General features: G+C 52.2%; 23 protein-coding genes. 21 read left to right on the forward strand and 2 right to left on the reverse strand.

Annotated features, from left to right (window positions below; translation table 11 throughout):
• Positions 1–32 precede the first annotated feature (32 nt).
• From ABD949_RS26505 to ftsZ, 18 genes are all read left to right on the forward strand, one after another.
• A complete protein-coding gene (locus ABD949_RS26505; RefSeq protein WP_345248778.1) occupies positions 33–470 on the forward strand; it encodes an FtsL-like putative cell division protein in 438 nt (145 codons plus the stop codon).
• On the forward strand, positions 460–2,592 hold the full coding sequence (locus tag ABD949_RS26510; protein ID WP_345248780.1) for a penicillin-binding protein: 2,133 nt from the start codon (positions 460–462) through the stop codon (positions 2,590–2,592). The genes ABD949_RS26505 and ABD949_RS26510 overlap by 11 nt, the downstream gene beginning before the upstream one ends.
• Positions 2,589–4,067: a UDP-N-acetylmuramoyl-L-alanyl-D-glutamate--2,6-diaminopimelate ligase gene (locus ABD949_RS26515; protein ID WP_345248782.1), complete on the forward strand. Its 1,479-nt coding sequence runs from the start codon at positions 2,589–2,591 to the stop codon at positions 4,065–4,067. Before ABD949_RS26510 ends, ABD949_RS26515 begins: the two co-directional genes overlap by 4 nt.
• 107 nt (positions 4,068–4,174) lie before the next feature.
• Complete coding sequence (gene mraY / locus ABD949_RS26520) at positions 4,175–5,383, forward strand: phospho-N-acetylmuramoyl-pentapeptide-transferase (protein ID WP_345248784.1); 1,209 nt, start codon at positions 4,175–4,177, stop codon at positions 5,381–5,383.
• 140 nt (positions 5,384–5,523) lie between these two features.
• Positions 5,524–5,967, forward strand: coding sequence for a 50S ribosomal protein L13 (gene rplM, locus ABD949_RS26525; protein ID WP_345248786.1), 444 nt, complete (start codon positions 5,524–5,526; stop codon positions 5,965–5,967).
• A gap of 11 nt (positions 5,968–5,978) precedes the next feature.
• Entirely contained in the window at positions 5,979–6,365 is a 387-nt protein-coding gene (gene rpsI / locus ABD949_RS26530; RefSeq protein WP_345248789.1) for a 30S ribosomal protein S9, read from the forward strand.
• A 156-nt stretch (positions 6,366–6,521) separates the two neighbouring features.
• Complete coding sequence (rpsB, locus tag ABD949_RS26535) at positions 6,522–7,373, forward strand: 30S ribosomal protein S2 (RefSeq protein WP_345248791.1); 852 nt, start codon at positions 6,522–6,524, stop codon at positions 7,371–7,373.
• Between the two features lie 123 nt (positions 7,374–7,496).
• On the forward strand, positions 7,497–8,330 hold the full coding sequence (gene tsf, locus ABD949_RS26540; protein ID WP_345248793.1) for a translation elongation factor Ts: 834 nt from the start codon (positions 7,497–7,499) through the stop codon (positions 8,328–8,330).
• Between the two features lie 163 nt (positions 8,331–8,493).
• Positions 8,494–9,096, forward strand: a complete 603-nt coding sequence (locus ABD949_RS26545; RefSeq protein WP_345248795.1) for an RNA polymerase sigma factor — start codon at positions 8,494–8,496, stop codon at positions 9,094–9,096.
• A gap of 9 nt (positions 9,097–9,105) precedes the next feature.
• Complete coding sequence (locus tag ABD949_RS26550) at positions 9,106–9,294, forward strand: hypothetical protein (protein ID WP_345248797.1); 189 nt, start codon at positions 9,106–9,108, stop codon at positions 9,292–9,294.
• 1 nt (position 9,295) lies between these two features.
• Positions 9,296–10,123 (forward strand): mechanosensitive ion channel family protein, encoded by an 828-nt coding sequence (locus tag ABD949_RS26555; protein WP_345248799.1) that lies wholly within the window; start codon positions 9,296–9,298, stop codon positions 10,121–10,123.
• A 118-nt stretch (positions 10,124–10,241) separates the two neighbouring features.
• Complete coding sequence (gene murD, locus ABD949_RS26560; protein ID WP_345248800.1) at positions 10,242–11,588, forward strand: UDP-N-acetylmuramoyl-L-alanine--D-glutamate ligase; 1,347 nt, start codon at positions 10,242–10,244, stop codon at positions 11,586–11,588.
• 7 nt (positions 11,589–11,595) lie between these two features.
• Positions 11,596–12,720 (forward strand): FtsW/RodA/SpoVE family cell cycle protein, encoded by a 1,125-nt coding sequence (locus ABD949_RS26565; protein ID WP_345248801.1) that lies wholly within the window; start codon positions 11,596–11,598, stop codon positions 12,718–12,720.
• 14 nt (positions 12,721–12,734) lie between these two features.
• The gene (murG, locus tag ABD949_RS26570) at positions 12,735–13,829 is read left to right on the forward strand and encodes an undecaprenyldiphospho-muramoylpentapeptide beta-N-acetylglucosaminyltransferase (RefSeq protein WP_345248802.1); all 1,095 of its coding nucleotides are present in this window, start codon (positions 12,735–12,737) and stop codon (positions 13,827–13,829) included.
• Positions 13,830–13,920: 91 nt separating this feature from the next.
• A complete protein-coding gene (gene murC / locus ABD949_RS26575; protein ID WP_345248803.1) occupies positions 13,921–15,309 on the forward strand; it encodes a UDP-N-acetylmuramate--L-alanine ligase in 1,389 nt (462 codons plus the stop codon).
• Between the two features lie 33 nt (positions 15,310–15,342).
• Entirely contained in the window at positions 15,343–16,116 is a 774-nt protein-coding gene (locus ABD949_RS26580; RefSeq protein WP_345248805.1) for a cell division protein FtsQ/DivIB, read from the forward strand.
• A gap of 5 nt (positions 16,117–16,121) precedes the next feature.
• A complete protein-coding gene (ftsA, locus tag ABD949_RS26585; RefSeq protein WP_345249263.1) occupies positions 16,122–17,513 on the forward strand; it encodes a cell division protein FtsA in 1,392 nt (463 codons plus the stop codon).
• Between the two features lie 86 nt (positions 17,514–17,599).
• Complete coding sequence (ftsZ, locus tag ABD949_RS26590) at positions 17,600–18,994, forward strand: cell division protein FtsZ (RefSeq protein WP_345248807.1); 1,395 nt, start codon at positions 17,600–17,602, stop codon at positions 18,992–18,994.
• A gap of 57 nt (positions 18,995–19,051) precedes the next feature.
• Here ftsZ and ABD949_RS26595 read toward each other — a convergent pair whose 3' ends face one another.
• Positions 19,052–19,612: an NADPH-dependent FMN reductase gene (locus tag ABD949_RS26595; RefSeq protein ID WP_345248809.1), complete on the reverse strand. Its 561-nt coding sequence runs from the start codon at positions 19,610–19,612 to the stop codon at positions 19,052–19,054.
• Between the two features lie 94 nt (positions 19,613–19,706).
• Here ABD949_RS26595 and ABD949_RS26600 point away from each other — a divergent pair, with 94 nt between their 5' ends.
• From ABD949_RS26600 to ABD949_RS26610, 3 genes are all read left to right on the forward strand, one after another.
• Positions 19,707–20,423 (forward strand): DNA alkylation repair protein, encoded by a 717-nt coding sequence (locus tag ABD949_RS26600; protein ID WP_345248811.1) that lies wholly within the window; start codon positions 19,707–19,709, stop codon positions 20,421–20,423.
• Between the two features lie 99 nt (positions 20,424–20,522).
• On the forward strand, positions 20,523–21,365 hold the full coding sequence (gene accD / locus ABD949_RS26605; protein ID WP_345248813.1) for an acetyl-CoA carboxylase, carboxyltransferase subunit beta: 843 nt from the start codon (positions 20,523–20,525) through the stop codon (positions 21,363–21,365).
• A 71-nt stretch (positions 21,366–21,436) separates the two neighbouring features.
• Positions 21,437–22,414: a radical SAM protein gene (locus tag ABD949_RS26610; RefSeq protein WP_345248815.1), complete on the forward strand. Its 978-nt coding sequence runs from the start codon at positions 21,437–21,439 to the stop codon at positions 22,412–22,414.
• 3 nt (positions 22,415–22,417) lie between these two features.
• Here the strand turns inward: ABD949_RS26610 and ABD949_RS26615 are convergent, their stop codons facing one another.
• A complete protein-coding gene (locus tag ABD949_RS26615; RefSeq protein WP_345248817.1) occupies positions 22,418–23,548 on the reverse strand; it encodes a T9SS type A sorting domain-containing protein in 1,131 nt (376 codons plus the stop codon).
• Positions 23,549–23,569 lie beyond the last annotated feature (21 nt).

Raw genomic sequence — 23,569 nt, forward strand, 5'->3', positions numbered from 1 at the left:
ATTGCCTACTAAAAATTGCAGACCACAAAAAAATGGCGCTGAATACATTTAAGACACCGACGGAGAAAGCACCGCCTAAGGTTCGGCAGAAAAAGGAACCGAACCGGCTACAGCGGTGGGTTGACGAAACCGCTTTACGGCTTTTCGGGCGCGAAGACGCGTGGCCGATGCGCAACCTGGACCGCATTCTGTGGGTTTCGCTGCTCTTGACCATTTACATTGGCCTGAACCACAATGCCGAGCGGCTGGTCCGGCGGATGCTGCGTACGAAGACCGAAGTAGACGAACTGCGTGCGCACTACACGAGCCTTCAGGCAGAATTTATGCGAAGCAGCAAACAATCCGAGATTGGCAAACGTGTGGCAGCCTTTGGCCTGGTTAACAGGCAAGTTACCAAAGACGATAAAGGTATCCAGAAAGATACGATCATACCACCCCAAAAAATAGTCGTAAAACGAGATGAATATTAAGCAGGATATTCTTCGTAGGGCCACGCAAGCGTATATTTTTATCATCGTAGTGGCCGTGACGATCGTCGGGCGGCTGGTGCACGTGCAGTTCTTCCAGCAGTACAAAGGTAAGTACTGGAGTCAGCGCATTGATGGCATCCGAATCAAAAGCGATACCCTTCGGGCCAAGCGGGGTAACATCTACGCGGCCGACGGCAATAGCCTGCTGGCTACATCGCTGCCCTTTTACGAAGTTGGGTTTGACCCGCACGTAGCGAAGGACAAGTACTTTGATGACAAGATTGACTCCCTGTCTGTTCTGCTTGCCAGGATGTTCAAAGATCGTTCGACGCAGGACTATAAAGAGATGCTAAAGTCGGCCAGAGACAACGAGCGGCAGCGGTATGTCCGGCTGAGCCGGCGGCTGATCAACTACCAGGAGCGGCAGGAGATGCGGAAATGGCCTTTTTTTCGCAGTACGTCCAAAGTGGCGGCCCGGGGTGGTGTATTGCGCCCCATTTACAAGCGGTATCATCCGTTTGAGCAAATGGCCAAGCGAACCATTGGCGACCTGAACCCGAAAACAGGCCGGGGGCTGATTGGCCTGGAAGCCAGTTACCAGACGCATCTGGCTGGTAAGGATGCTGTGGGCACAGTTGAAATTCTGGCCGGGGGCGTTCCTAAACCGGTTGGTAGCGGCCCCAGCCTGAAACCGGAGCCGGGCCATGACCTGATCACTACACTGGACGTTAACTTTCAGGATATAGCCGAAACGGCCCTGCGAAATGCCCTTGATAATTACCAGGCCGACAAAGGGTGCGTGATTGTGATGGAAGTGGCTACCGGCGAGATCCGGGCGATGGCCAACCTGACCCGCTACACGACCGGTGGTTCTGTCCGATACCTGGAAACCTTTAATCACGCGCTGGCCGGCCGCACTGATCCGGGTTCAACCTTTAAGCTGGCGACGATGATGGCCCTGCTGGAGGAAAAAGCTATTTCGCCCGAGAAAAAGGTAAACACCGGTGGTGGCTCCATGCGCTACCACGGCCTGACCATTGCTGATGCCAGTGGCCATGGTTCTGGTATCCTGACGGCCCGGCAGGTGTTTGAAAAGTCGTCCAACGTGGGTATCCACCTGCTCATGCGCGATTACTTCTACACCCGGCCTGAAACTTACTGCCGTTACCTGAACCAGTTTCGGTTAACCAAGCCGACCGGCATCCAGATGCAGGGCGAAGCGACGCCGTTTGTCCGCAATCCAAACTCAAAAGGGTGGAGTAAAACCTCTCTGGCGTTTATGGCCTATGGCTACGAAATGGCAATTACGCCCTTGCAGATGCTGACGTTTTACAATGCCGTGGCTAATAACGGAAAATGGGTGCGACCTATGATTGTCAAGCAAATCAGGCTGGCCGATGAGGTACTCGAAGAAATTAAGCCTTACACCGCACCTGAGCCAATCTGTTCGCCCCAAACGGCCAAACTTGTCAGGGAAATGCTGGAAGGGGTGGTGACCCAGGGAACAGCCAAGAAAATTCAAAGCCCTAACTACCGCATTGCCGGTAAAACCGGAACGGCCCAGAAGATCATAAGCGGTCGCTATCAGGTAGGACGTTACTATACATCGTTTATTGGCTATTTCCCGGCAGACAAGCCTAAATATAGCTGCATAACGGTGGTGGATAATCCGCACGGTGACCATATTAATGCCCTGTACGGTGGGAGTGTGGCGGCTCCGGTGTTCAGGGAGGTCGCTGATCGCATTTACGGGTATGATATTAACATTCACGAACCGGCCATGATGGCTCGTCGGGGCCCCCATTCGGTACCAGGGCTCAAGGCCGGTTACGCCAATGATTTGCATATTATTGCCAGTGAAGCGGGCCTTGGCAGTCAGCCGGCTACTGAAGGCTGGGTACGCACGGTAGCGAACGGTAACCGGGAGACCTGGCGTAGTCAGGAAACGCGGCCGAATCAGGTACCCGATGTACGGGGGCTCACGCTGCGCGACGCCTTGCACCTGCTCGAAAACAGAGGACTTCGTGTGTCGGTGCAGGGACGGGGCAAAGTAACCGAACAATCCATTGAACCCGGTATGGCCCTGTCCGGGATAAAACAAATAACACTCACGTTGGAATGACCATCAAAGAACTTTTGTATAAAGTGCCGATCCTCGCTACGGCGGGTGATATGGAGGCAGTTATTAATACCATTACGCTGGATTCCCGAAAGGTCGGGCCCGGCAGCCTGTTCGTTGCCGTTCGGGGTACGGTAACCGACGGGCATAAGTTTATTGACACGGCGGTGCGGCAGGGTGCTTCGGCTATCCTTTGCGAGGAGATGCCGGCCAATCCTGCACCGGCCGTTGCTTACGTGCAGGTGCAGGATAGTGCCTATACTCAGGGCCTGACCGCGGCAAACTTCTACGGCCATCCATCTCGCAAGCTGAAGCTCGTGGGGGTGACGGGTACCAACGGAAAAACCTCTACGGCTACGCTGCTTTTCCGGCTATTCCGGGCGCTGGGTTACCGGGTAGGGCTGATCTCGACGGTACAGAACCAGATTGATGATACCGTTATTCCGGCTACGCACACGACACCGGATATAATCACCACGAATGCGCTGCTGACCGACATGCTGAAGCACGGCTGCACCCACTGCTTTATGGAGGTAAGCTCCCATGCCGTGGTGCAGCAGCGTATTGCCGGGCTGACGTTTGCCGGCGGCATTTTTACCAACATCACCCACGACCACCTCGATTTTCACGGTACATTCGATAATTACATCAAAGCTAAAAAAGGCTTCTTCGATCAGTTACCCGCTTCCGCTTTTGCGCTGGTCAACATCGACGATAAGCGGGGGATGGTGATGCTGCAGAACACCGCTGCCCGCAAAGAAAGCTTTTCGCTGCAAACACTGGCGACCTTCAAGGGCAAGCTGCTGGCCGATAGCCTGTTTGGGCTGCACATGGAAATCGACGGAAAGGAGGTCTGGTTCAAGCTCATTGGCCGGTTCAATGCCTATAACATCCTGGGCGTATACGGAGCCGCCGTGCTGCTGGGCGAAGACCCGGAAGAGGTTTTGACCCAGCTTTCCGGCCTGATGCCGCCCCCCGGCCGCTTTGAGCAGGTGGTATCCGAGGAGCAGATCGTGGGTATTGTTGATTATGCCCATACACCCGATGCCTTGCAGAATGTGCTGGAGACCATTGACGGGCTGCGGCAGGCCGATGAGCAGGTGATCACCATTGTCGGCTGTGGCGGTAACCGCGATGCCGCCAAGCGCCCCATTATGGCCGAGATTGCCTGCAAATTCAGCGACAAGGTCATTATGACGTCCGATAACCCCCGCGACGAAGACCCAATGGCTATTCTGGAGCAGATGCAGGCCGGTGTACCGCCCATCGACTTCAAGAAAACACAGACCATTCCCGATCGGCGCGAAGCCATCCTAAAAGCCGTATCGATGGCCAAACCTCATGATATTATCCTGGTAGCCGGTAAAGGACACGAGACGTATCAGGAGATAAAAGGGGTGAAACATGACTTTGATGACCGGCAAGTGCTGCGGGACGCCTTTGCGGAAGTGAAGTCTGGTTCGGTCGATACTCATTAGAAGAAATTAGAATAACCGAAATAAGCGCTGTAACTTTGATGGCTCCATTGGTGTCTGAACATTTCGGGTAGCTGCCGGTTCATACACTGATTTTCAGCTTACCCAGTATGCTTTATTATCTATTCTCCTACTTAGATCAGCAGTTTGATCTACCCGGAGCCGGGGTGTTCCGATACCTGTCTTTCCGCGCTGCCGGTTCCCTTGCGCTGTCGCTGCTGATTGCCGCCATCTTTGGTCGTCGCATCATCAATAAACTCAGAAGTCTGCAGATCGGCGAAGAAATTCGTGACCTCGGTCTGGAGGGTCAAATGAAAAAGCGGGGTACGCCTACCATGGGTGGGTTTATCATTCTGGCCTCCATGCTGATTCCGGCGCTGCTGTTTGCCAAGCTATCCAATGTATACATTATTCTGCTGCTGGTAACGGCCGTCTGGACCGGCCTCATTGGCTTCCTGGATGATTATATCAAGGTCTTCAAAAAAAACAAAGAAGGACTGGCTGGTAAGTTTAAGGTTGTCGGTCAGGTTGGATTGGGGCTCATTGTTGGCTTAACGCTCTATTTTAATCAGTACGTCAAAATCAGGATTTACCAGCCGCGTACACTCAGCACATCCATTGCGCCGGATGTGTACCGGGATGTTAAATCGCTGGTAACTACGGTTCCCTTCGTCAAGAACAACGAGTTTGATTACAGCTCGCTGCTGCCTGGTTTTATTCCGGAGCAGTATACCTGGATACTGTTTGTGCTGATAGTTACCTTCATCATTACGGCCGTATCCAACGGGGCAAACCTTACCGATGGCATCGACGGGCTGGCGGGTGGTACCTCCGTCATCATCGTGCTGACGCTGGGGGTACTGGCTTATCTGTCGGGTAACAAGATCTTCTCGCAGTACCTGAACATCATGTACATTCCCAATGTGGGTGAACTGGTGATTTTCTGTGCGGCCTTTGTGGGGGCCCTGGTCGGGTTTCTCTGGTATAACTCCTATCCGGCGCAGGTCTTTATGGGCGATACCGGTAGCCTGATGCTGGGCGGGGTAATTGCGGTACTCTCCCTGGCCATTCGGAAAGAGCTGCTCATTCCGATCCTGTGCGGCATCTTTTTTGTCGAAAGCCTGTCGGTCATTCTCCAGGTAACCTACTTCCGCTACACCAAGAGAAAGTACGGGGAAGGCCGGCGAATCTTCCTGATGGCTCCCCTGCACCACCACTTCCAGAAGAAAGGCTACCACGAAGCCAAAATTGTAACCCGCTTCTGGATTGTCGGCATTATGCTGGCGGTTATTAGTCTGGTAACGCTGAAACTGCGATAGAGTGGATAGTCGTTACGAGTTAGAACGACAAATTTCTTGTCTTTCACCTGATTATCACCTATATTTGCACTCCCGTTTTCGGACGGGAGTTTTTTGTGTTTGCAAATCGTCTGTAAATCAATCAATACGCTCAAAATCCAGTGAATACGTTAAGCTACAAAACCATCTCTGCCAATAAGGAAACGGCGCAGAAGGATTGGGTGATCGTAGATGCTCAGGGCGCGGTATTAGGTCGTCTGGCCAGCCAGGTGGCCGCTATTATCCGCGGCAAGCATAAGCCCAATTTTACCCCGCACGTTGATTGTGGAGATAACGTGATTATCATCAACGCCGAAAAGATCCGTCTGACCGGCCGCAAGATGACTGACAAAGTATACGTTCGTCACACGGGTTACCCGGGTGGTCAGCGTTTTACTACGCCCCGCGAGTTGTTGGAGAAACATCCGACCCGCGTACTCGAGCACGCCGTGAAAGGCATGCTGCCAAGAAATCGTTTGGGCCGTCGCCTGTTCACCAACCTGCATGTTTATGCCGGTGACAAGCACCCCCACACAGCACAGCAACCGAAAGAAATTAAGTTGTAAGAACCAAAAGAATGGAAAGAATTAACACCATTGGCCGCCGGAAAACTGCTGTTGCCCGTGTGTATCTGTCACCCGGTACCGGTGCCATCCAGGTAAACGGAAAAGAGTACACCCAGTACTTCCCCTCTGAGATTCTGCAAATCATTACGAAGCAGCCTTTCGCAACCATCAACGCCAATGAGAGCTACGATGTGAAAGTAAACGTTCGTGGTGGTGGTATCGCCGGTCAGGCTGAAGCCATCCGGATGGCCATCTCCCGCGCACTGGTTGAGTCGAACGCGGAGTTCCGTCCGGCCCTGAAGAAGGAAGGCTTCCTGACGCGTGACTCGCGCATGGTCGAGCGGAAGAAATACGGTCGCGCCAAGGCCCGCCGTCGGTTCCAGTTCTCGAAGCGCTAATCATCAGCATAGGGCATTGTGCCTGGGGCAGACTGAATACACCCTGCCCCCCGCTCCAAGCCCCCTGCTTTATTTGTCCAGACAGTACTTAGATGATGCCGACGTACTGTGCTGCGTATTTTTTAATCATTCATTATTCATTGTTCATTAAGCAAAATGGCACAAGTAGAATATAAAGACCTGCTCGACGCTGGTGTACACTTTGGTCACCTGACGCGTAAGTGGGATCCCAAAATGGCACCGTACATCTTCATGGAGAAGAACGGTATCCATATTATTGACCTCAACAAAACGTTGGCCAGCCTGCAGGAGGCTTCAAATGCCATCAAAGGAGTTGTTCGGTCGGGCCGCAAGGTGATGTTCGTGGCAACGAAGAAGCAAGCCCAGGAAATTGTGTCGGAAGAAGCGCGTCGGCTGAAAATGCCGTTCGTAACCGACCGATGGCTGGGTGGTATGCTGACTAACTTCGCCACCATCCGGAAGTCGCTGAAGAAACTGCAAAGCCTGGAGAAGATGCTGAAAGACGAGGCAACTGTCAACAACCTGGCTAAGCGTGAGCGACTGACGCTAACCCGCGAAAAAGATAAACTGGAGCGCGTATTGGGCGGTATAGCTGACCTGACGCGCCTGCCGGCAGCCCTGTTTGTGGTGGACGTAAAGCGCGAGCATATTGCCGTTGCCGAAGCTAACCGGTTAGGTATTCCGGTCTTCGCGATGTGCGATACTAACTCGAACCCGGATTTGGTTGATTTCCCAATCCCGGCCAACGATGATGCCTATAAATCCATTTCACTGATTACGCTGGCCATCGGAAAAGCGATTGAAGAAGGCCTGCTGGAGCGTAAGCAAGATAAAGACGATCAGCGTCTGCAGGAAGAAGAGGAAGCCAAGCGCCAGGAAGACCAGTCACTGATTCAGGCGAAGGCCGAAGATGAGTCGAAACTGGTTGAAGGTGCCGAGGCTACCGGCTCACCCGCAGCGATTGCCGAAGAAGATCGGGGCGAATAATCCCACTCTCTAAGGTAACGAATCGAATAGCCCGTAGCCCTGCTATGGGCTATTCCGTTATAATCCTCCGCCGGAAGGCAAGCAAACATTATTCTGACAATCATTCAATCTCTATAATTTACTATGGCTATTACCGCACAAGACGTTAACAGACTTCGGCAGGAAACGGGAGCCGGTATGATGGACTGTAAGAAAGCCCTCACCGAGGCCGATGGCGATTTCGACAAAGCAAAAGAGATTCTGCGGAAGCAGGGTCAGAAAATTGCTGACAAACGTGCCGAAAACACAACGGCTGAAGGTGTAGTGCTGGCCGAAGTGAGCGAAGACGGTACCAATGGTAAACTGATCGCTCTGGCCTGCGAAACCGAGCCGGTATCCAAAGTAGCTGACTTCCAGAACCTGGCTAACCGGGCAAAAGAAACGGCTCTGGCCACTAACGCCGAAAACAAAGAAGCGCTGCTGGCGGCTCCGCAGGAAGATGGTCGCACGCTGCAGGAGCATATCGTTGACCTGATGGGTAAAATCGGTGAGAAAATCGACGTCGTAGCTTACGAAAACGTAACGGCTGAGAAGGTAGTCTCTTACATCCACTCGAACGGTAAACTGGGTGTACTGGTAGGTCTGAAAAATGCCAACGGTACCGACGTAACCGAAGTAGGTAAGGACATCGCCATGCAGATTGCCGCTATGAAGCCGGTTGCTCTTGACAAAGATGGCGTTGATTCGACCATCGTTGAGCGCGAAATCGAAATCGGTAAAGAGCAGGCCCGCCAGGAAGGCAAGCCCGAGGCTATGCTGGAGAAAATTGCCATGGGTAAGCTGCAGAAATTCTACAAAGAAAATACGCTGCTCAACCAGGAGTTTGTAAAAGATAATTCTGTAACGATTGCTCAACTGCTGGATCGTACCAGCAAAGGCTTGACGGTATCTGAGTTCAAGCGCGTATCGATTGGTTAATGCTTTATAATTACACTTCGTTAGCCCTGGCCTGTTGGTCAGGGCTTTTTTGTTTTTCAATAGATTGCTTCATATTTTACTGCCAGCTAATCTGCTGCTCAAACAGCTTGAGCAGCGTTACCAAACGAGCATAAACTCGTCTCAGAAAATAAGTACTGCCGGAATGAAAGAGTATACCGACGAGGAGTTGATCCGCTCGTACGTCGTCACCCAGCGTAACGTCTACTTTGAAGCCCTTTACGAGCGGTACTGTGACAAGGTGTACCGTAGGTGCTTACAGTTGACCAAAGATCCGGTAAAGGCCGAAGACTTCACACACGACATTTTTCTGCGGCTTATTGTCAGGTTGGGGAGTTTTAAAGAGCAGGCAAAATTCTCCACCTGGCTGTACTCCGTCACCTATAACTACTGCATGGATCACCTGCGCAGCCATAAGCAGAAGGAAGTATATGTGGAAGAAGGGTACGAAAATTTTCCGGATTATACCGATTCCGACGACGCCGAAGTAGCCGAAATGGAAGCTAACCGTCTGCACAAGGCGCTGGACCATCTGACATCTGAAGAGCAAAGTCTGCTGCTGATGAAATACCAGGATGACCTGAGTATCCGCGATATTGCGAGTATGCTGAGGCTGACCGAAAGTGCCGTAAAGATGCGACTGAAGCGGTCGAAGGAGAAGCTGCGCAAGTACTATCTGGAGGGCGTGCTATTCTGGTTGGCGTTACTGCTGAAACTGCTGACTACATTCAAATGGCCATTCCGCTAAACCCAATTTATGGAAAACCCATTCAAACAGCTGGAGCCGGATGCCAGTTGCCCGGCCCACCTGAAAACCGAACTGGTGTCGGAGATTGACCTTATCCGGAACGCCCTCCAGGTGGTAGTGCTCTATACCGGTAGCCTGTTTGATGTGGCAGCCGCTATGGCAGATACTGGCCAGTCTAAATCTGAAACTAACCCGTAACATGAACAACCTACCGAACCTGACCGAAATCCTGATCAACACGTTTCAGACGCTGATTAACCAGTTTGTTTCGTTTGTGCCCCGGCTGATTGGCGCATTGGTCATTCTGCTCATTGGGCTGGTACTGGCGAAAGGGGTAGCTTCGGTTATCCGGAAGGTGCTGAAGCGCGTCGGTTTCGACAAGATAGGGGAAAAGCTCAACGAGATCGACATTATCAAACAACTAAACGTAGAAATCAAGCTGAGCGAAGTTGTTGCTAAAGTCCTGTACTATTTTATCCTGCTGGTTTTTATTACGGCGGCTACCGAAACGCTGGGTGTAGCGGCCATTACCAGCATGGTGCTGTCGCTGGTTAATTTTATTCCACAACTGGTAGCCGCAGCCATTATGCTCATCATCGGTATCCTGGTTGCCGATTCCCTAAAGCGGGCGGTAATTAGTATCTGTCAGTCTTTCAATATAGCGTCCGGGCGGTTGCTGGGTATGGTGGTGTTCTTCTTCTTTCTGATCATTACCGTTATCAGTGCCCTGGGGCAAGCGGGTATTAATACCGAGCTACTGGAGTCCAGTTTTAACCTGCTTATTGGGGGCATCATCTTCGCTTTTGCTGTGGGCTACGGCATTGCCTCCCGCGATGTGCTGGCGAATATGCTATCGTCGTTCTACTCCAAAAACAAGTTTCGGGAGGGGCAGACGGTTCAGATTGATGACGTAAAAGGGAGCATTGTGCAGATCGACAACACCTCACTGACGCTCCGGACGGGCGACTCAACCACCATCTTTCCGCTACAGACGCTTCAATCGAAGAGGATAGAAGTGTTCGATTAGGCTAAAAAGCCCATAAATATTACGCTTTGGCTAAAAAAGCCTCAGTCATGTGACCGGGGCTTTTCTACTATTCGTTTATTTTTGCCGACCCAAACCAAGTTAATCAAACCGGAACGGCATGGCAGCGCAGAAATTAGTTGTTTTAGGCGGTGGTGAAAGTGGAGTCGGAGCCGCCCTGCTGGCTCAGGCAAAAGGCTTCGAGGTATTTTTGTCCGACAAAGGTCAGTTGCTGGAAAAATACCGCTCCATTCTGCGCGAAGCCGGTATTCCCTTTGAAGAGGAACAGCATACTGAAGAGCGTATCCTGGAGGCTGATGAAGTAGTAAAAAGTCCCGGCATACCGGAAAAGGTCCCCCTGGTAAAGCAACTAAAAGCCAAGGGCATTCCCGTTGTCTCAGAAATTGAACTGGCCGCCCGTTACACCAGGGCTAAGCTAATCGGTATTACGGGGAGTAATGGCAAAACAACCACTACGCTGCTGACCTACCACCTGCTGAAAACAGCGGGGTTGAACGTGGGACTGGCCGGCAACATTGGCGACAGCTTTGCCAAACAGGTAATCGACGATACGTTCGACTATTACGTACTGGAGCTAAGCAGCTTTCAACTGGACGATATGTACCGGACCCGGCTGCACACGGCCATTCTGCTGAACATCACCCCCGACCACCTCGACCGGTACGAATACACCTTCCAGAATTACGTCAACTCCAAATTTCGCATCCTGCAGAACATGCAGCCGCAGGACGACTTTATCTACTTCCAGGAGAGCCCGGCCGTAGCTGATGAACTGGCAAAACGCTCCCCGGAAGTAAACCGGCTCCCTGTCTCGCTGGAGCAGGCTATCAATCCCGGCGGATACTTACAGAATAGCCGGCTGATTGCCCACAATCGGTCACTGTCTTTTGAACTGGATATGGCCGAACTGCCGCTGAAAGGTCCACATAACGCCATTAACATGCTATCGGCAGTTTTGGCGGCCCAGTCTGTGGGCGTAGACAGTGACGCGATCGCCGAAGGGCTAAGAACATTCAAAAATGCATCCCACCGGCTCGAACCGGCTGGTACCGTCAATGGTGTAGCGTTCATCAACGACTCCAAAGCCACCAATGTTGACTCGGTATTTTACGCCCTGGCCAGTATGGAAGAACCCGTTATCTGGATTGCCGGCGGCCTCGACAAAGGCAATGATTATAGCCAGCTGGATGGGCTGGTGCGTCAGAAAGTGAAAGGCTTAATTTGCCTGGGAAAAGATAATCGTAAATTAACGGAGTATTTCACCGGCATCGTACCCATTCTGTACGAAACGCAGGATGTGAAAGACGCCGTGGCTAAAGGGTTGGAATGGGGGCAACCGGGCGATATGGTGCTGCTGTCACCCGCTTGCGCCAGTTTCGATCTGTTCCGCAACTACGAAGACCGGGGCAATCAGTTTAAAGAAGCCGTACAGTCGATCGCTAACTAAACGCACTATGACCTTATCTCTTCGCGACTGGGCAAAAGACCACCTGAAAGGCGACCGCCAGATCTGGTGGATTGTCCTGTTTCTATCAATCCTGAGCGTACTGGTGGTGTACAGTGCAACAGGCACCATTGCCTATCAGAAGATGGAAGGCAATACCGAACTATACCTGTTTAAGCACGGTTCGCTGGTTGTAGCTGGTTTAGCGTGCATGTACATCGCCCACCGGTTCAACTACGTGCATTACGCCCGGCTTTCTAAATTCGGCATGTGGTTATCGGTTCCATTACTGATCTGGGCGTACTTCAACGGAACCAACCTCAACGATGCCTCCCGCTGGATAACCATCCCGGTTATTAACCAGACATTTCAACCATCTGACTTAGCCAAGCTGGCTTTAATAGCCAATCTGGCCGCCATGCTGGCGAAGCGGCAGCGGATCAAGTACGATCCGCAGGTACTGGTCAACATGATTGGCTGGATCGGTATCATCTGCGCCTTAATAGTGTTAACCAATACCTCTACCGCAGTATTGCTGGGTATAACCTGCTTTCTCCTGATGTACATCGGCCGGGTGCCGGTACGATACCTGATCGGCATGGTTGTCTTTTGCGTGATAGTTGGTGGATTGGCTTTGTTCCTGGGGCAACGCTTCGAAACGGTAAAAGGCCGTCTGGAGCGCTTCAGTAATACCGAAAAAATAGATTACCAGGTAGAGCAGTCCTACATTGCCTTAGCCAACGGCGGTATACAGGGTCAGGGACCCGGCAACAGCCACCAGCGCAACTTTCTGCCTCACCCATACTCCGACTTCATTTTTGCCATCATCGTCGAAGAATATGGCCTGATCGGTGGGCTACTTACCGTGGCTGCCTACATCTGGCTGCTGGCGCGGGGTATGCGAGCGATCCGAAAAAGCACCCGCCCATTCGGTGGGCTACTGTCTGCCGGACTAACCTTCAGTATCGTCTTGCAGGCGATTATCAACATGTCGGTAGCCGTTGGGCTGGTGCCGGTAACCGGTTTACCCTTGCCGTTGCTCAGTATGGGCGGCACATCGTTGCTTTTCACAGGCACGGCTATCGGTATTGTACTCAGCGTGAGCCGCGACGAAGCGGATGAAAGTAATATCTAGTAGACTTTAAAAAAATGCGTGTAATCATAAGTGGGGGCGGAACGGGAGGACACATCTATCCGGCCATTGCCATCGCCAACGAACTCAAGGCTATTGATCCAGCCATTGACATTCTGTTCGTCGGGGCGGAGGGGAAGATGGAGATGGAGAAGGTACCAAAAGCGGGTTATAAGATTGTGGGCCTGCCGGTGGTGGGTATTAAACGGGAGCTGACGCTGGAGAACCTGGCCTTTCCGGTGAAGCTGGGGCGCAGCTTTATGAAGGCGCAGCAGATTATCCGGGAGTTTAAGCCCAACGTAGCCGTAGGGGTTGGGGGCTACGCAAGCGGACCGCTGCTGCTGGCGGCATCGTTAAAAGGTATTCCAACCTTAATTCAGGAGCAGAACTCCTACGCCGGACTGACCAATAAGCTGTTGTCCCGCTGGGCCAAAACCATCTGTGTGGCGTATCCCGGTATGGACAAGTTCTTTCCAGCCGATAAGATTATCACAACGGGTAATCCGGTACGGAAAGACATCCAGTTTGCCGCGCAGCAACGCGAAGTCGGCCAGCAGGCATTTGGGCTGGAGCCCGGACGGCAAACGCTGCTGGTGATTGGCGGGAGTCAGGGCGCCCGCACCCTGAACGAGACCATGGAGCAGGGGCTTTCCCGCTTTATCGACGCCGGTATCCAGGTGGTGTGGCAAACGGGCCCGCAGTTTATCGAACGGGCACGGAAGGCCGCAGCAGAAGCCGGCTCTCCGCTCATCAAACCGTATGACTTCATCTACGAAATGGATAAGGCCTATGGTGTCGCCGATGTGGTGGTATCGCGGGCGGGCGCGTTGTCGGTGTCGGAGTTGTGTCTGGTCGGTAAGCCGGCGATTCTGGTGCCGTTTCCGGCGGCTACGGACGATCACCAGACAAAAAACGCGATGAGCCTGGTGGAGCATAACGCGGCCCTGCTCATTGGCGACCGGGCCGCCCGGACTGAATTGATTACGGCCACGCTGGCACTAATTAACAACCCCGCCCAGCAGCAGGAGCTAAGTAAGAATATTATAAAGCTGGCTAAGCCGGATGCCGGCCGCCAGATTGCCGAAGCGGTGCTGAATCTGGCCGAACTTTAAAAAGTACCATTTAATAAATTGTTTAGAGGCCTTTCAGCCACTTTTCTGAAATTGCCGGGGACGAGTAGTCATACCGAAAATTGCTAAAAATTTGAGTTTAGATTCCGTTAAATACGTCTATTTTCTGGGTATTGGGGGTATCGGCATGAGTGCTCTGGCCCGCTGGTTTGGGGTCAATGGCTACCCGGTTGCCGGCTATGACCGGACACCTACTCCGCTGACGGAGGCCCTGCAACAGGAAGGCATGGTAATTCACTTCGACGAAGATGTTGAAAAGATACCAGCCGCTTTCCGGCAAAACCCGGCCGAAACCCTGGTGATCTATACACCCGCCGTTCCGAAGACCCACAAAGAATACATATACCTGACCGAAAACGGCTTTACGCTGCAGAAACGCTCGCAAGTGCTTGGTTTACTGGCAGGGCAGATGAAAACCGTAGGCGTAGCCGGAACCCACGGGAAGACGACTACCTCCTCGATGGTGGCGCATATCTTGCGTCATGCCGGGGTAAACTGCGCAGCTTTCCTGGGCGGTATCACCCAAAATTACGGGACCAATTTCCTGCTCAACGAGCCGGCCGAGGACCTGTCATCTGTGGTATGCGTGGTAGAAGCGGATGAGTTTGACCGGTCGTTTCTGACCCTGTATCCGCACCTGGCAATCGTGACGTCGACCGATGCCGACCACCTCGACATTTATGGTGACCGCAATGCCCTGCTAGACTCGTTTGGGGCTTACGTTAACCAGATAAAGCCTGAGGGCGTGCTGTTCCAGAAAAAAGGTTTAGGACTGGCCGGACAAACAAAGGCGGAGTCGCGCGAGTTCGCGTTGGAGGAGGGCGACTACTACAGTCGCAACCTGCGGATCGACGATGCCTGCTTCGTGTTTGACCTGATGTATCCGCAGGGCGTTATCTCCGATATCCGATTAACAGTACCCGGTTTTCATAACGTTGAGAATGCCATTGCAGCCTCGGCTGTAGCGCTTGAACTGGGGGTAGCTCCGGCTGCCATCCGTGATGCGCTGAACAGCTACCGGGGAGTAAAGCGCCGGTTTGAGTACCATCTCAAGTCGGAGAAAGTGGTATTTATTGATGATTATGCTCATCACCCAACCGAAATCCAGGCGTTTCTGTCTTCGGTAAAAGCTTTATACCCGAATCGGGAGCTTACAGCGATTTTTCAGCCGCACCTGTTTTCGCGAACGCGTGACTTTGCCGAAGGATTCGCCGAAAGCCTGTCGCTGGCCGACCATGTGATTTTGCTGGACATTTACCCGGCACGTGAATTACCGATGGAGGGTGTGACATCAGACATCATATTTCGGAACGTATACTCGAAAAGTAAGCGGCAATGCACCAAAGACGAGTTGTTAGCCGTTTTGCGGGAAAGCCCAACAGAATTGGTTGTAACCATCGGTGCCGGTGACATTGACCAGATGCTGGAGGGTATAAAAGGCCAATTACTAACCAATGAATAAATTTATCTGTATGCGCAGCTAGCTTATTTACAGATGTTTTCTACATTAGGAGTAAAAAAAACGTGGTTATGGACGCTGGGAGCCGGATTATTGCTCTTAGGTTTGCTGGCTTTTACCGAAGTCAGACATAATCAGAAGCGTTGTCAGGCTATTATCGTCCGGATTAAAGAGCTTGACGGCCACCGGTTTTTGAGCCAGCGGGACGTAAAGCGTTACCTGACCAGGGATGGTACAGACCCTATCGTAGGAGACCTGTTTACCGACATTGACCTGCGGGAACTGGAAAAACGGTTGGCGCAATATGGCCTGATCAGCAAATGCCAGCTATCGCGTGATTTAAGCGGTAACCTGATCGTCGATATAGAGCAACCCCGGCCCCTGGCCCGACTAATTACTTCGGGAAACGGACTCCGGACGGCATCGGGACGGTATATCAGTGAAGAAGGACGGTTTTTTGCCTTATCCATGAATTACTCGGCACGGGTGCCTTTAGTAACCGGAGGGTATTTTGAGAACCGGCGTTCACTGTCCACCGAAAAGACACAACCGCTGCTGAACCTGCTCCGGTTTATCCATGCTGACCCGTTCTGGCGGGCACAGGTCGCTGAGTTGGAGGTGGATCGAAACGGAGAGGTTATTCTGTTTCCGCAGGTGGGAGAGCATCAGATCGAAATTGGCGAGCCGACTGATGTTGAGACAAAATTTAAAAAGTTAAAAGTATTTTATAAACACGTGTTACCCCTGAATGGTGCCCAGGCGTATAAACGAGTAAGTGTTCAGTACCGTAACCAAATTGTGTGCGAATAAAGACAATGACGGACGAAAAGATTGTGGTAGGGCTCGATATTGGCAGCACCAAGGTGTGTGCTGTTGCCGGGCGGCTGGTTCGCAACAAAGATCACGCAACGATCGAAGTGCTCGGTGTAGGCCGGGCCGCTTCGGACGGTGTTAACAAGGGCTCGGTAGTCAATATTACCAAAACTGCACGGGCAATTGAACAGGCTATTTCGGAAGCGGCTAACCAGTCCGATCTCGATATTCAGGTTGTCAACGTCAATTTTAGCGGGCAGCATATAGCAGCCCGTCGCCAGAGCGGCAGCATTACCCGCAGCTCTCCCGGTGATGAGGTAACCACTACCGACATCAATCATCTGCTGGGAGATATGTACCGAACGGTCATTCCCGCCGGTATGGAAATCGTTCATGTCCTGCCCATGGATTTTACCGTCGATAACGAACTGGGGGTCGAAGATCCCGTGGGACGTAACGGGGTGAAGCTCGGGGCGGAATTTCAGATTATTACGGCGCAAACCAATGCCGCTACCAACACCCGAAAGTGTGTGGAGCGCGCTGATAATGGTCGTATTAAACGCGAGCAGATGCTGCTGTCGCCCTTAGCATCCAGTCTGGCTGTTCTCACCAGCGAGGAACGGGAAGCGGGCGTGGCCCTGGTCGATATTGGCGGGGGCACTACTGATCTGGCCATCTATCACCGGAACGTACTTCGGCACATGACGGTATTCCCCTGGGCGGGAAACACGTTAACGGCTGATATTCAGGAAGGGTGTAAGGTGCTGCCGCACCAGGCTGAGCTGTTGAAAACCAAGTTTGGCAATGCCGATCCGACGGAAGTGAAGCGCAACGAGGTGGTTTCGGTACCGGGCCTGGTTGGCCGTCAGCCCAAAGATGTGCTGCTGAAGAATGTAGCCATCATTATGGAGGAGCGGCTCAAAGAGATTGCGGCTATGGTGCAGGCCGAAATCATCCGATCGGGGTACGAGCACAAACTACTGGGGGGCATTGTCCTTACCGGCGGCACCGCATCAGTGCCGGGTATCGAGCGTATATTTCAGCGCGTAACCGGCATGGATGTACGCATTGGCTATCCGGACCAGCTGGAGCATAACCCCAGAGCTGATCTGGTAGGCGACCCCGCCTATGCTACCGCATTGGGGTTAGTCTGGGCAGGCTTCAAACAACTGGATGAACGAATCTCGTTTGTGAGTGATCCCGGCCGCCAGGTGGAACCTCGTCCCATGGTTTCTGCCCCTCAGAATCCGGTTTACGGGCGCAAGGAGGAATCGTACGGTCGCGAAAAAGAGAAGGTAAAAGAGCCGGAAAAGAAAGAAGGATTCGGTGTCCGGGTCTGGGGAGCGGTCAAGCGTTTCCTCAACGACGACATCGGCAATACAGAGACCTACTAACCGAGTACACGTGAGACCGGCTCTGGTGGGCCGGTTTTTAGTACATAGCAAGAGAAAAGACAGACCATTCATTAGCTAACAATATTATGCTGGATCACGGCTATACGTATGAAATCCCGGACGACAACCAGCCGATCATCAAAGTAATTGGTGTAGGCGGGGGGGGGAGTAATGCCGTTAAGCACATGGTGGAGATGGAGATCAAAGACGTTGACTTTGCCGTTTGTAATACAGACCGGCAGGCCTTGTTGAGTAGTCCCGTGAAAACCAGGTTGCAACTGGGGGCTGGCTTAGGGGCCGGAACCGACCCCGAAGTAGGCAGAGAAGCGGCCGAAGCAAGCATTGAAGACCTGCGGCATCTGTTGGGCAAACCCGTTGAAATGGTCTTTATTACGGCTGGTATGGGCGGGGGAACCGGTACGGGTGCAGCTCCCGTAGTGGCTCAGCTGGCGCGTGAAATGGGTTTGCTGACCGTGGCTATTGTAACGGCTCCTTACAAATATGAAGGAAGCGACAAAAAAGAACAGGCCATGAAGGGTATTGAACTGCTCAAAAAGAGCTGCGATACTGTACTAGTGGTGCTGAATGATAAACTCGCTGAACTCTACGGTAAGCTGCCGTTGCGCAAAGCCTTTGCCCATGCCGACAACGTGCTGGCGACGGCGGTTAAAAGCATCGCGGAGATCATTACGACACGGGGCGATGTCAACGCTGACTTCATGGACGTGAAGAAGGTGTTACAGAATGCCGGTCAGTCGGTAATGGGCTCGGCAGATGCCGAGGGCGAGGAGCGAGCTCTGCAGGCTATTCAGGAAGCGCTGAACTCACCGTTGCTGAATGACCGTGACATTCGCGGAGCCAAACGAATTCTGCTGACGATTTCGTCCAGTTCCGAGTATGAAGTAACCCTTGACGAGCAGACAGTCATTTCGGACTATATTCTGTCCAAAATTGGCGAAGAAGCCCGGATGTTCAAGCTGGGAGCCATCTTTGACGATAGCCTGGGGCCCAGACTACGGGTAACGGTCATTGCTGCCGGTTTTGACACGATGAACGAGTTTAAGGAATCGCTTGGCAAACCGGTTGTTGAACTTACTCCCGAGCCGGAACCGGAAGAGGATCCAGTAGTAGATGAGGTTGAACTCAGCGAGTCAGAAGAGCCGGAGGAGGAACTGGTAGGAGTTGATCCCATGGAGATGGTATCTTCTGCTGAAAGAGAGCGGGTAACACCGACTAATCCGGTATTTGTACACGCACCCACCTCAACCATTAATAATATGCACTCCTTTGCCGATGTCCTCATCGCCGAGGAACGGCCGGAAGACAGTGTACAGATTCAGCAGATGATTAATGGCTTTCTGAACAATCGCTATACAGAGCGGGAGCTGGACACTCCAACGTACCAGCGTCATAAAGTTAACCTGCACGAATTGCCGCTTGGTGCCGAGAATGAACTGGTGCGAATGCGGCTCAACGATTAATCTGTTTATAGATTTATCAGAAGCCCCCGACTGCTCGGGGGCTTTTTTATGTCATCTTTAAAACGCTATAATTTGGCGGGCCTGCTGGTGGAGTAGCTCATTATAAAGTTCATGCTGAATACTGTCTCCCTTCCAATAAGTTTTGATTTGGGCCAGTTTTACCCGCAACGCCAGCGTGTTTGACCCCAGGTAGCTAAATATGTCATTGAGGTGGCTCAGCGCCAGCGCACCGCCCTGGTGACCAGCTGATAAACCAACGAGAGCTATCTTTTTGTTGGAAAGTCCGCTTGGGTAACTCATGCCGTCGATAAACGCTTTTAGCACGCCCGGGTAGGAATTATTATACTCAGGCACGATGAAAACCATCTTTTTGGCCCGTTCAACAATGTTTTTATAATGGTTAAATTCCGGATTCTTTCCTGTATTTTCGTACAGCGCGGTAGCGGTAAAATCGGCCGGTAAACCGCTGAGGTCGAGCAAATAACTGTCGGCGTGATGCTTGTTGAGGATCTGCTGGTAGTAGTAAGCGATGTGTTTGGTCAGGGAGTTGCGCCGGTTGGTACCGACAATGACAATAATTGTATCGTCCGTAAAGGCTGGACTGTCAACGGGATTCATACAGGCGGTCGGTAGACAATTCTGGGTAGCACAACAGACAAACAGCTACCGGTTTTTTCATAACAACCCACTGGTAAATAAGTTCAACGTACGAATGATCAAAGTAGACGATGTCCAACAGGCCATTCATGCCCTAGCTGATCCTGAGCGGGCTCCGCTGGTAGCGCGATTTTTCAAGACCGGATCCGGCCAGTATGGCGAGGGTGATCAGTTTCTGGGCCTGACCATGCCGCAGCAGCGGGAGATAGCCCGTCAGTACCTGCACCTCTCAACGGATGAGGTAGAGTACTTGATCCATGATCCTTACCACGAAGTCAGGATGACGGGGCTGCTCATCTGGACGTACCAGTGTAAAAAAGCTGGAGCGGCCCTTGCCGGTGCAATCCAGCGGGAAGCCGTTGCCCAGCGATATTTGGCCAACCGGACATACATCAACAACTGGGATTTGGTGGATGTAACCTGCCCGGAAGTGATTGGGAACTACCTGCTGGATCAGGATCGCTCCATTCTGTATGATCTGGCGCGGCAGGACCATCTTTGGAGCCAGCGCATTGCCATTGTGTCTACTCTTGCTTTTATCCGCAGAAATCAGCTGGCCGACACGTTCGCCATTGCGGAGTTGTTATTGAATCACAAACATGATCTGATTCACAAAGCTACGGGCTGGATGTTGCGGGAGGTGGGTAAACGGAATCCGGAAGCGCTGGAGGAGTTTTTGCATGACCATATCCGGCAGATGCCCCGAACGGCCCTCCGCTACGCCATTGAGCGGTTTGAACCGGGTCGTCGAAAGTACTACCTACTGCTGTAGTTGTTCAACTCAATTTTATGGTATCTTTGCATCCCTATTGCCAATGGTGTTAAGTTATTATTAAGCGCAGACTAAACACGTTAAACTGCAAGCTGATACATGTCCTGGTTCATACGCAAAGAAAAAGGCATTATTACCCCAACTGAGATGAAGCGGGAGGCCCCCGACGGATTGTGGTACCAATGTCCGAACTGTAAAAAAATCATGCATACGCGGGAGCATAAACTGAATGCCTATACCTGCGTGCATTGTAACTACCACGAAAAAATAGGTTCCGAAGCGTACTTTGGTCTGCTGTTCGATAATAATCAGTTCACTGAACTGGACGCCGACATGATTTCGGCCGATCCGCTGACGTTTACCGATACCAAAACCTATCCCGACAGGGTCCGCTCGACCATCAAGAAAACAGGTTTGAAAGATGCCGTCCGCACAGCGTACGGAAAGATGAACGAGGTGGACATTACCATTGCCTGTATGGACTTCGGCTTTATCGGCGGTTCAATGGGCTCGGTGGTAGGTGAGAAGATTGCCAGAGCGATTGACCACTCGTTACAGACGAAGACGCCTTTCCTGATGATCTCCCGATCGGGTGGGGCCCGGATGATGGAAGCCGGTTTCTCGCTCATGCAAATGGCCAAAACATCGGCCAAGCTGGCGTTGCTGTCCGAAGCGCAAATTCCCTACATATCGCTGTTGACCGACCCTACTACCGGCGGGGTTACAGCCTCTTTTGCCATGCTGGGCGACTTCAATATTGCTGAACCGGAGGCTCTAATCGGTTTTGCCGGGCCCCGCGTGATCCGCGAAACCATCGGCAAAGACCTGCCCAAAGGTTTCCAGAGTGCCGAATTTGTTCTTGAGCACGGCTTTCTCGACTTTATCGTCGACCGCAAAGACCTCAAAGACAAAGTATCCAGTCTGCTGCAAATGCTTCAATAGCCGGTGGCATGGGGTGTGGAGCAGGGGGTAAAAGCTCTGCCCCACGCTCCCGGTTCCCGGCCCCCGGCTCCATGCGCTTAGTTTCCCATCCCGTTCTCTGCAATTATTACGTGACGTATCGCTGCAATGCGACCTGTAGTTTTTGTGACATCTGGGAGCGGCCATCGCCGTATGTGACGGTAGAGAACGTGCGAGATAACCTACGCGACCTGAAGCGGCTGGGCGTCAAAGTGATTGATTTTACCGGCGGAGAGCCGCTATTGCACCGTCAGCTTGATTTACTGCTCAGAGAGGCTAAACAGGCGGGTTTTGTTACGACCTTAACGACCAACGGCCTGCTGTATCCCAAATACGCGGAGCGACTACGTGGGCTGGTGGACATGCTGCATTTCTCGCTCGACTCTCCCGTTGCCGAGGAGCATGACCGCTCGCGGGGTATTAAGTGCTTTGACAAGGTGATGGAGTCTATTGCCCGGGCGAAGCAACTCGGGGAGCGGCCCGATATTCTGTTTACCGTCTTCGAACACAACGTCCACCAGATCAAGCAACTGCACGAGGAAATCTGTCTGCCCAACAATCTGGTGCTCATTCTCAACCCTGTTTTTGAATACAATGCCGTAGAGACCGGCGGGCGGTTTTCCGAAAAGGCGCTGCAGCAGATGACCTGGTGGGGACGGCAGAAGAATGTTTACCTCAACGACGCCTTCATTTCCCTGCGTCGGGATGGTGGCAACCACATCGATAATCCGATTTGCAAGGCTGGCAGTACTACGCTCGTTATCTCTCCCGAAAACAAACTGGTACTGCCCTGTTACCACCTTGGTTTGAAGGAGTTTTCCATTGACGGTCAGCTATACGACCTCTACCGCTCGCAGGAGGTGCAAAAGCTTGTGGCACTCGAGGGGCGTCTACCGGCCTGTGAGGGCTGCGCCATCAATTGCTACATGCAGCCGTCCTTTGCCGTAGAGCTGAACAAGTATTGGTGGAAAGCCCTGCCCAGTACCCTTAAATACAACCGCATCAAAGGTACCTGGAAACAGTTGCTGTAGCTGCTACTGCTTCACAATCTTCTGCATGTAACTCCGTCCGCCGATCTCTGTTCGGAGCAGATACAAGCCCGTAGGTAAATTAACCATACCAAATTCCGACAGATGTTCTGCTTCGGGGCTGGCTGAACTGCATTCGCCCAGAACACGGCCATTGCTACTCATCATTTGAAGTTTTAGCGTTGACGCCCGTCGGCTGCTGACGCGTACCTGAACGCGGTCGGAGGTAGGGTTTGGAAATACCGAAATGTGAATGTCCTCATTAGGGTATCCTGGTGCCAGACTGGTAATTACAGGACCGGTAAAAGCCGATTCATAGGGAGGGAGGGTACCCGGTTGACTATTTCTATCCTCGACTATAATAATCATTTCGTATAGGGTGGTACCAATCTTGGTTCCGTTACGCCATTCTTCAATACTCATGGCAAAACTGAACCTACCCACTTCAACGGGAGCGTCCCAGACAAGGTCACCCGTGCGGCTGTTCAATTTAAACGTACCGCGCTGGGTAACATCGTTCGGGAACTGGAACGGATAAATCGTTGATACATTCTGGGCGCATGCACCCCCCATTTGAGCAGGGATACTGGTTAAGGGGTAAGCCAGAGAATAAACAAGACTATCGCCATCGGTATCAGTAGACCGTAAATTAAACGTGGTACGTTGGTTAGCGGCTGCGCTGAAACCATTGGCCGGAATGCCTAGAACGGGTGTGCTGTTCGATAGGTTGGTGGAAAATGTTGTAGACATAAAGTACGCCTTATTTACCGCATCTGTGAGGTTTCGAACAGGCGTACGGTTGTTGACCGATGCGGATGCCGTATAAGCACCTGGTCCGGCGTACGTGTGCGTGGCCCGGTAGATATGGATACCTATATTGCGATTCTGCTCCAGCGGTTGCCGGCTGATGCGCATCGCCTGGCCGGTAGTGCCGTCGCCAAAACAGAGTGACACCTGTTCTTGTTGCGTAGAGGCATCGTTACCTTCTCCCGTGTTTAGAAACAGAATGACATTGTACTCATACTCCAGTGTTGAGGAGGCTGTTTTCTTGACTTGAATATACCCACCCATCAGGTGTGTACCCAAAACACGGATCGTTAGCAGACAAAACAAGGCAATCAATGTAGCAGTTTTCATGGTCAGGAGCGTTTGAGAGGA

It is taken from the genome of Nibrella saemangeumensis, assembly GCF_039541915.1.
In the GTDB taxonomy this organism is placed as follows: Bacteria; Bacteroidota; Bacteroidia; order Cytophagales; family Spirosomataceae; genus Nibrella; species Nibrella saemangeumensis.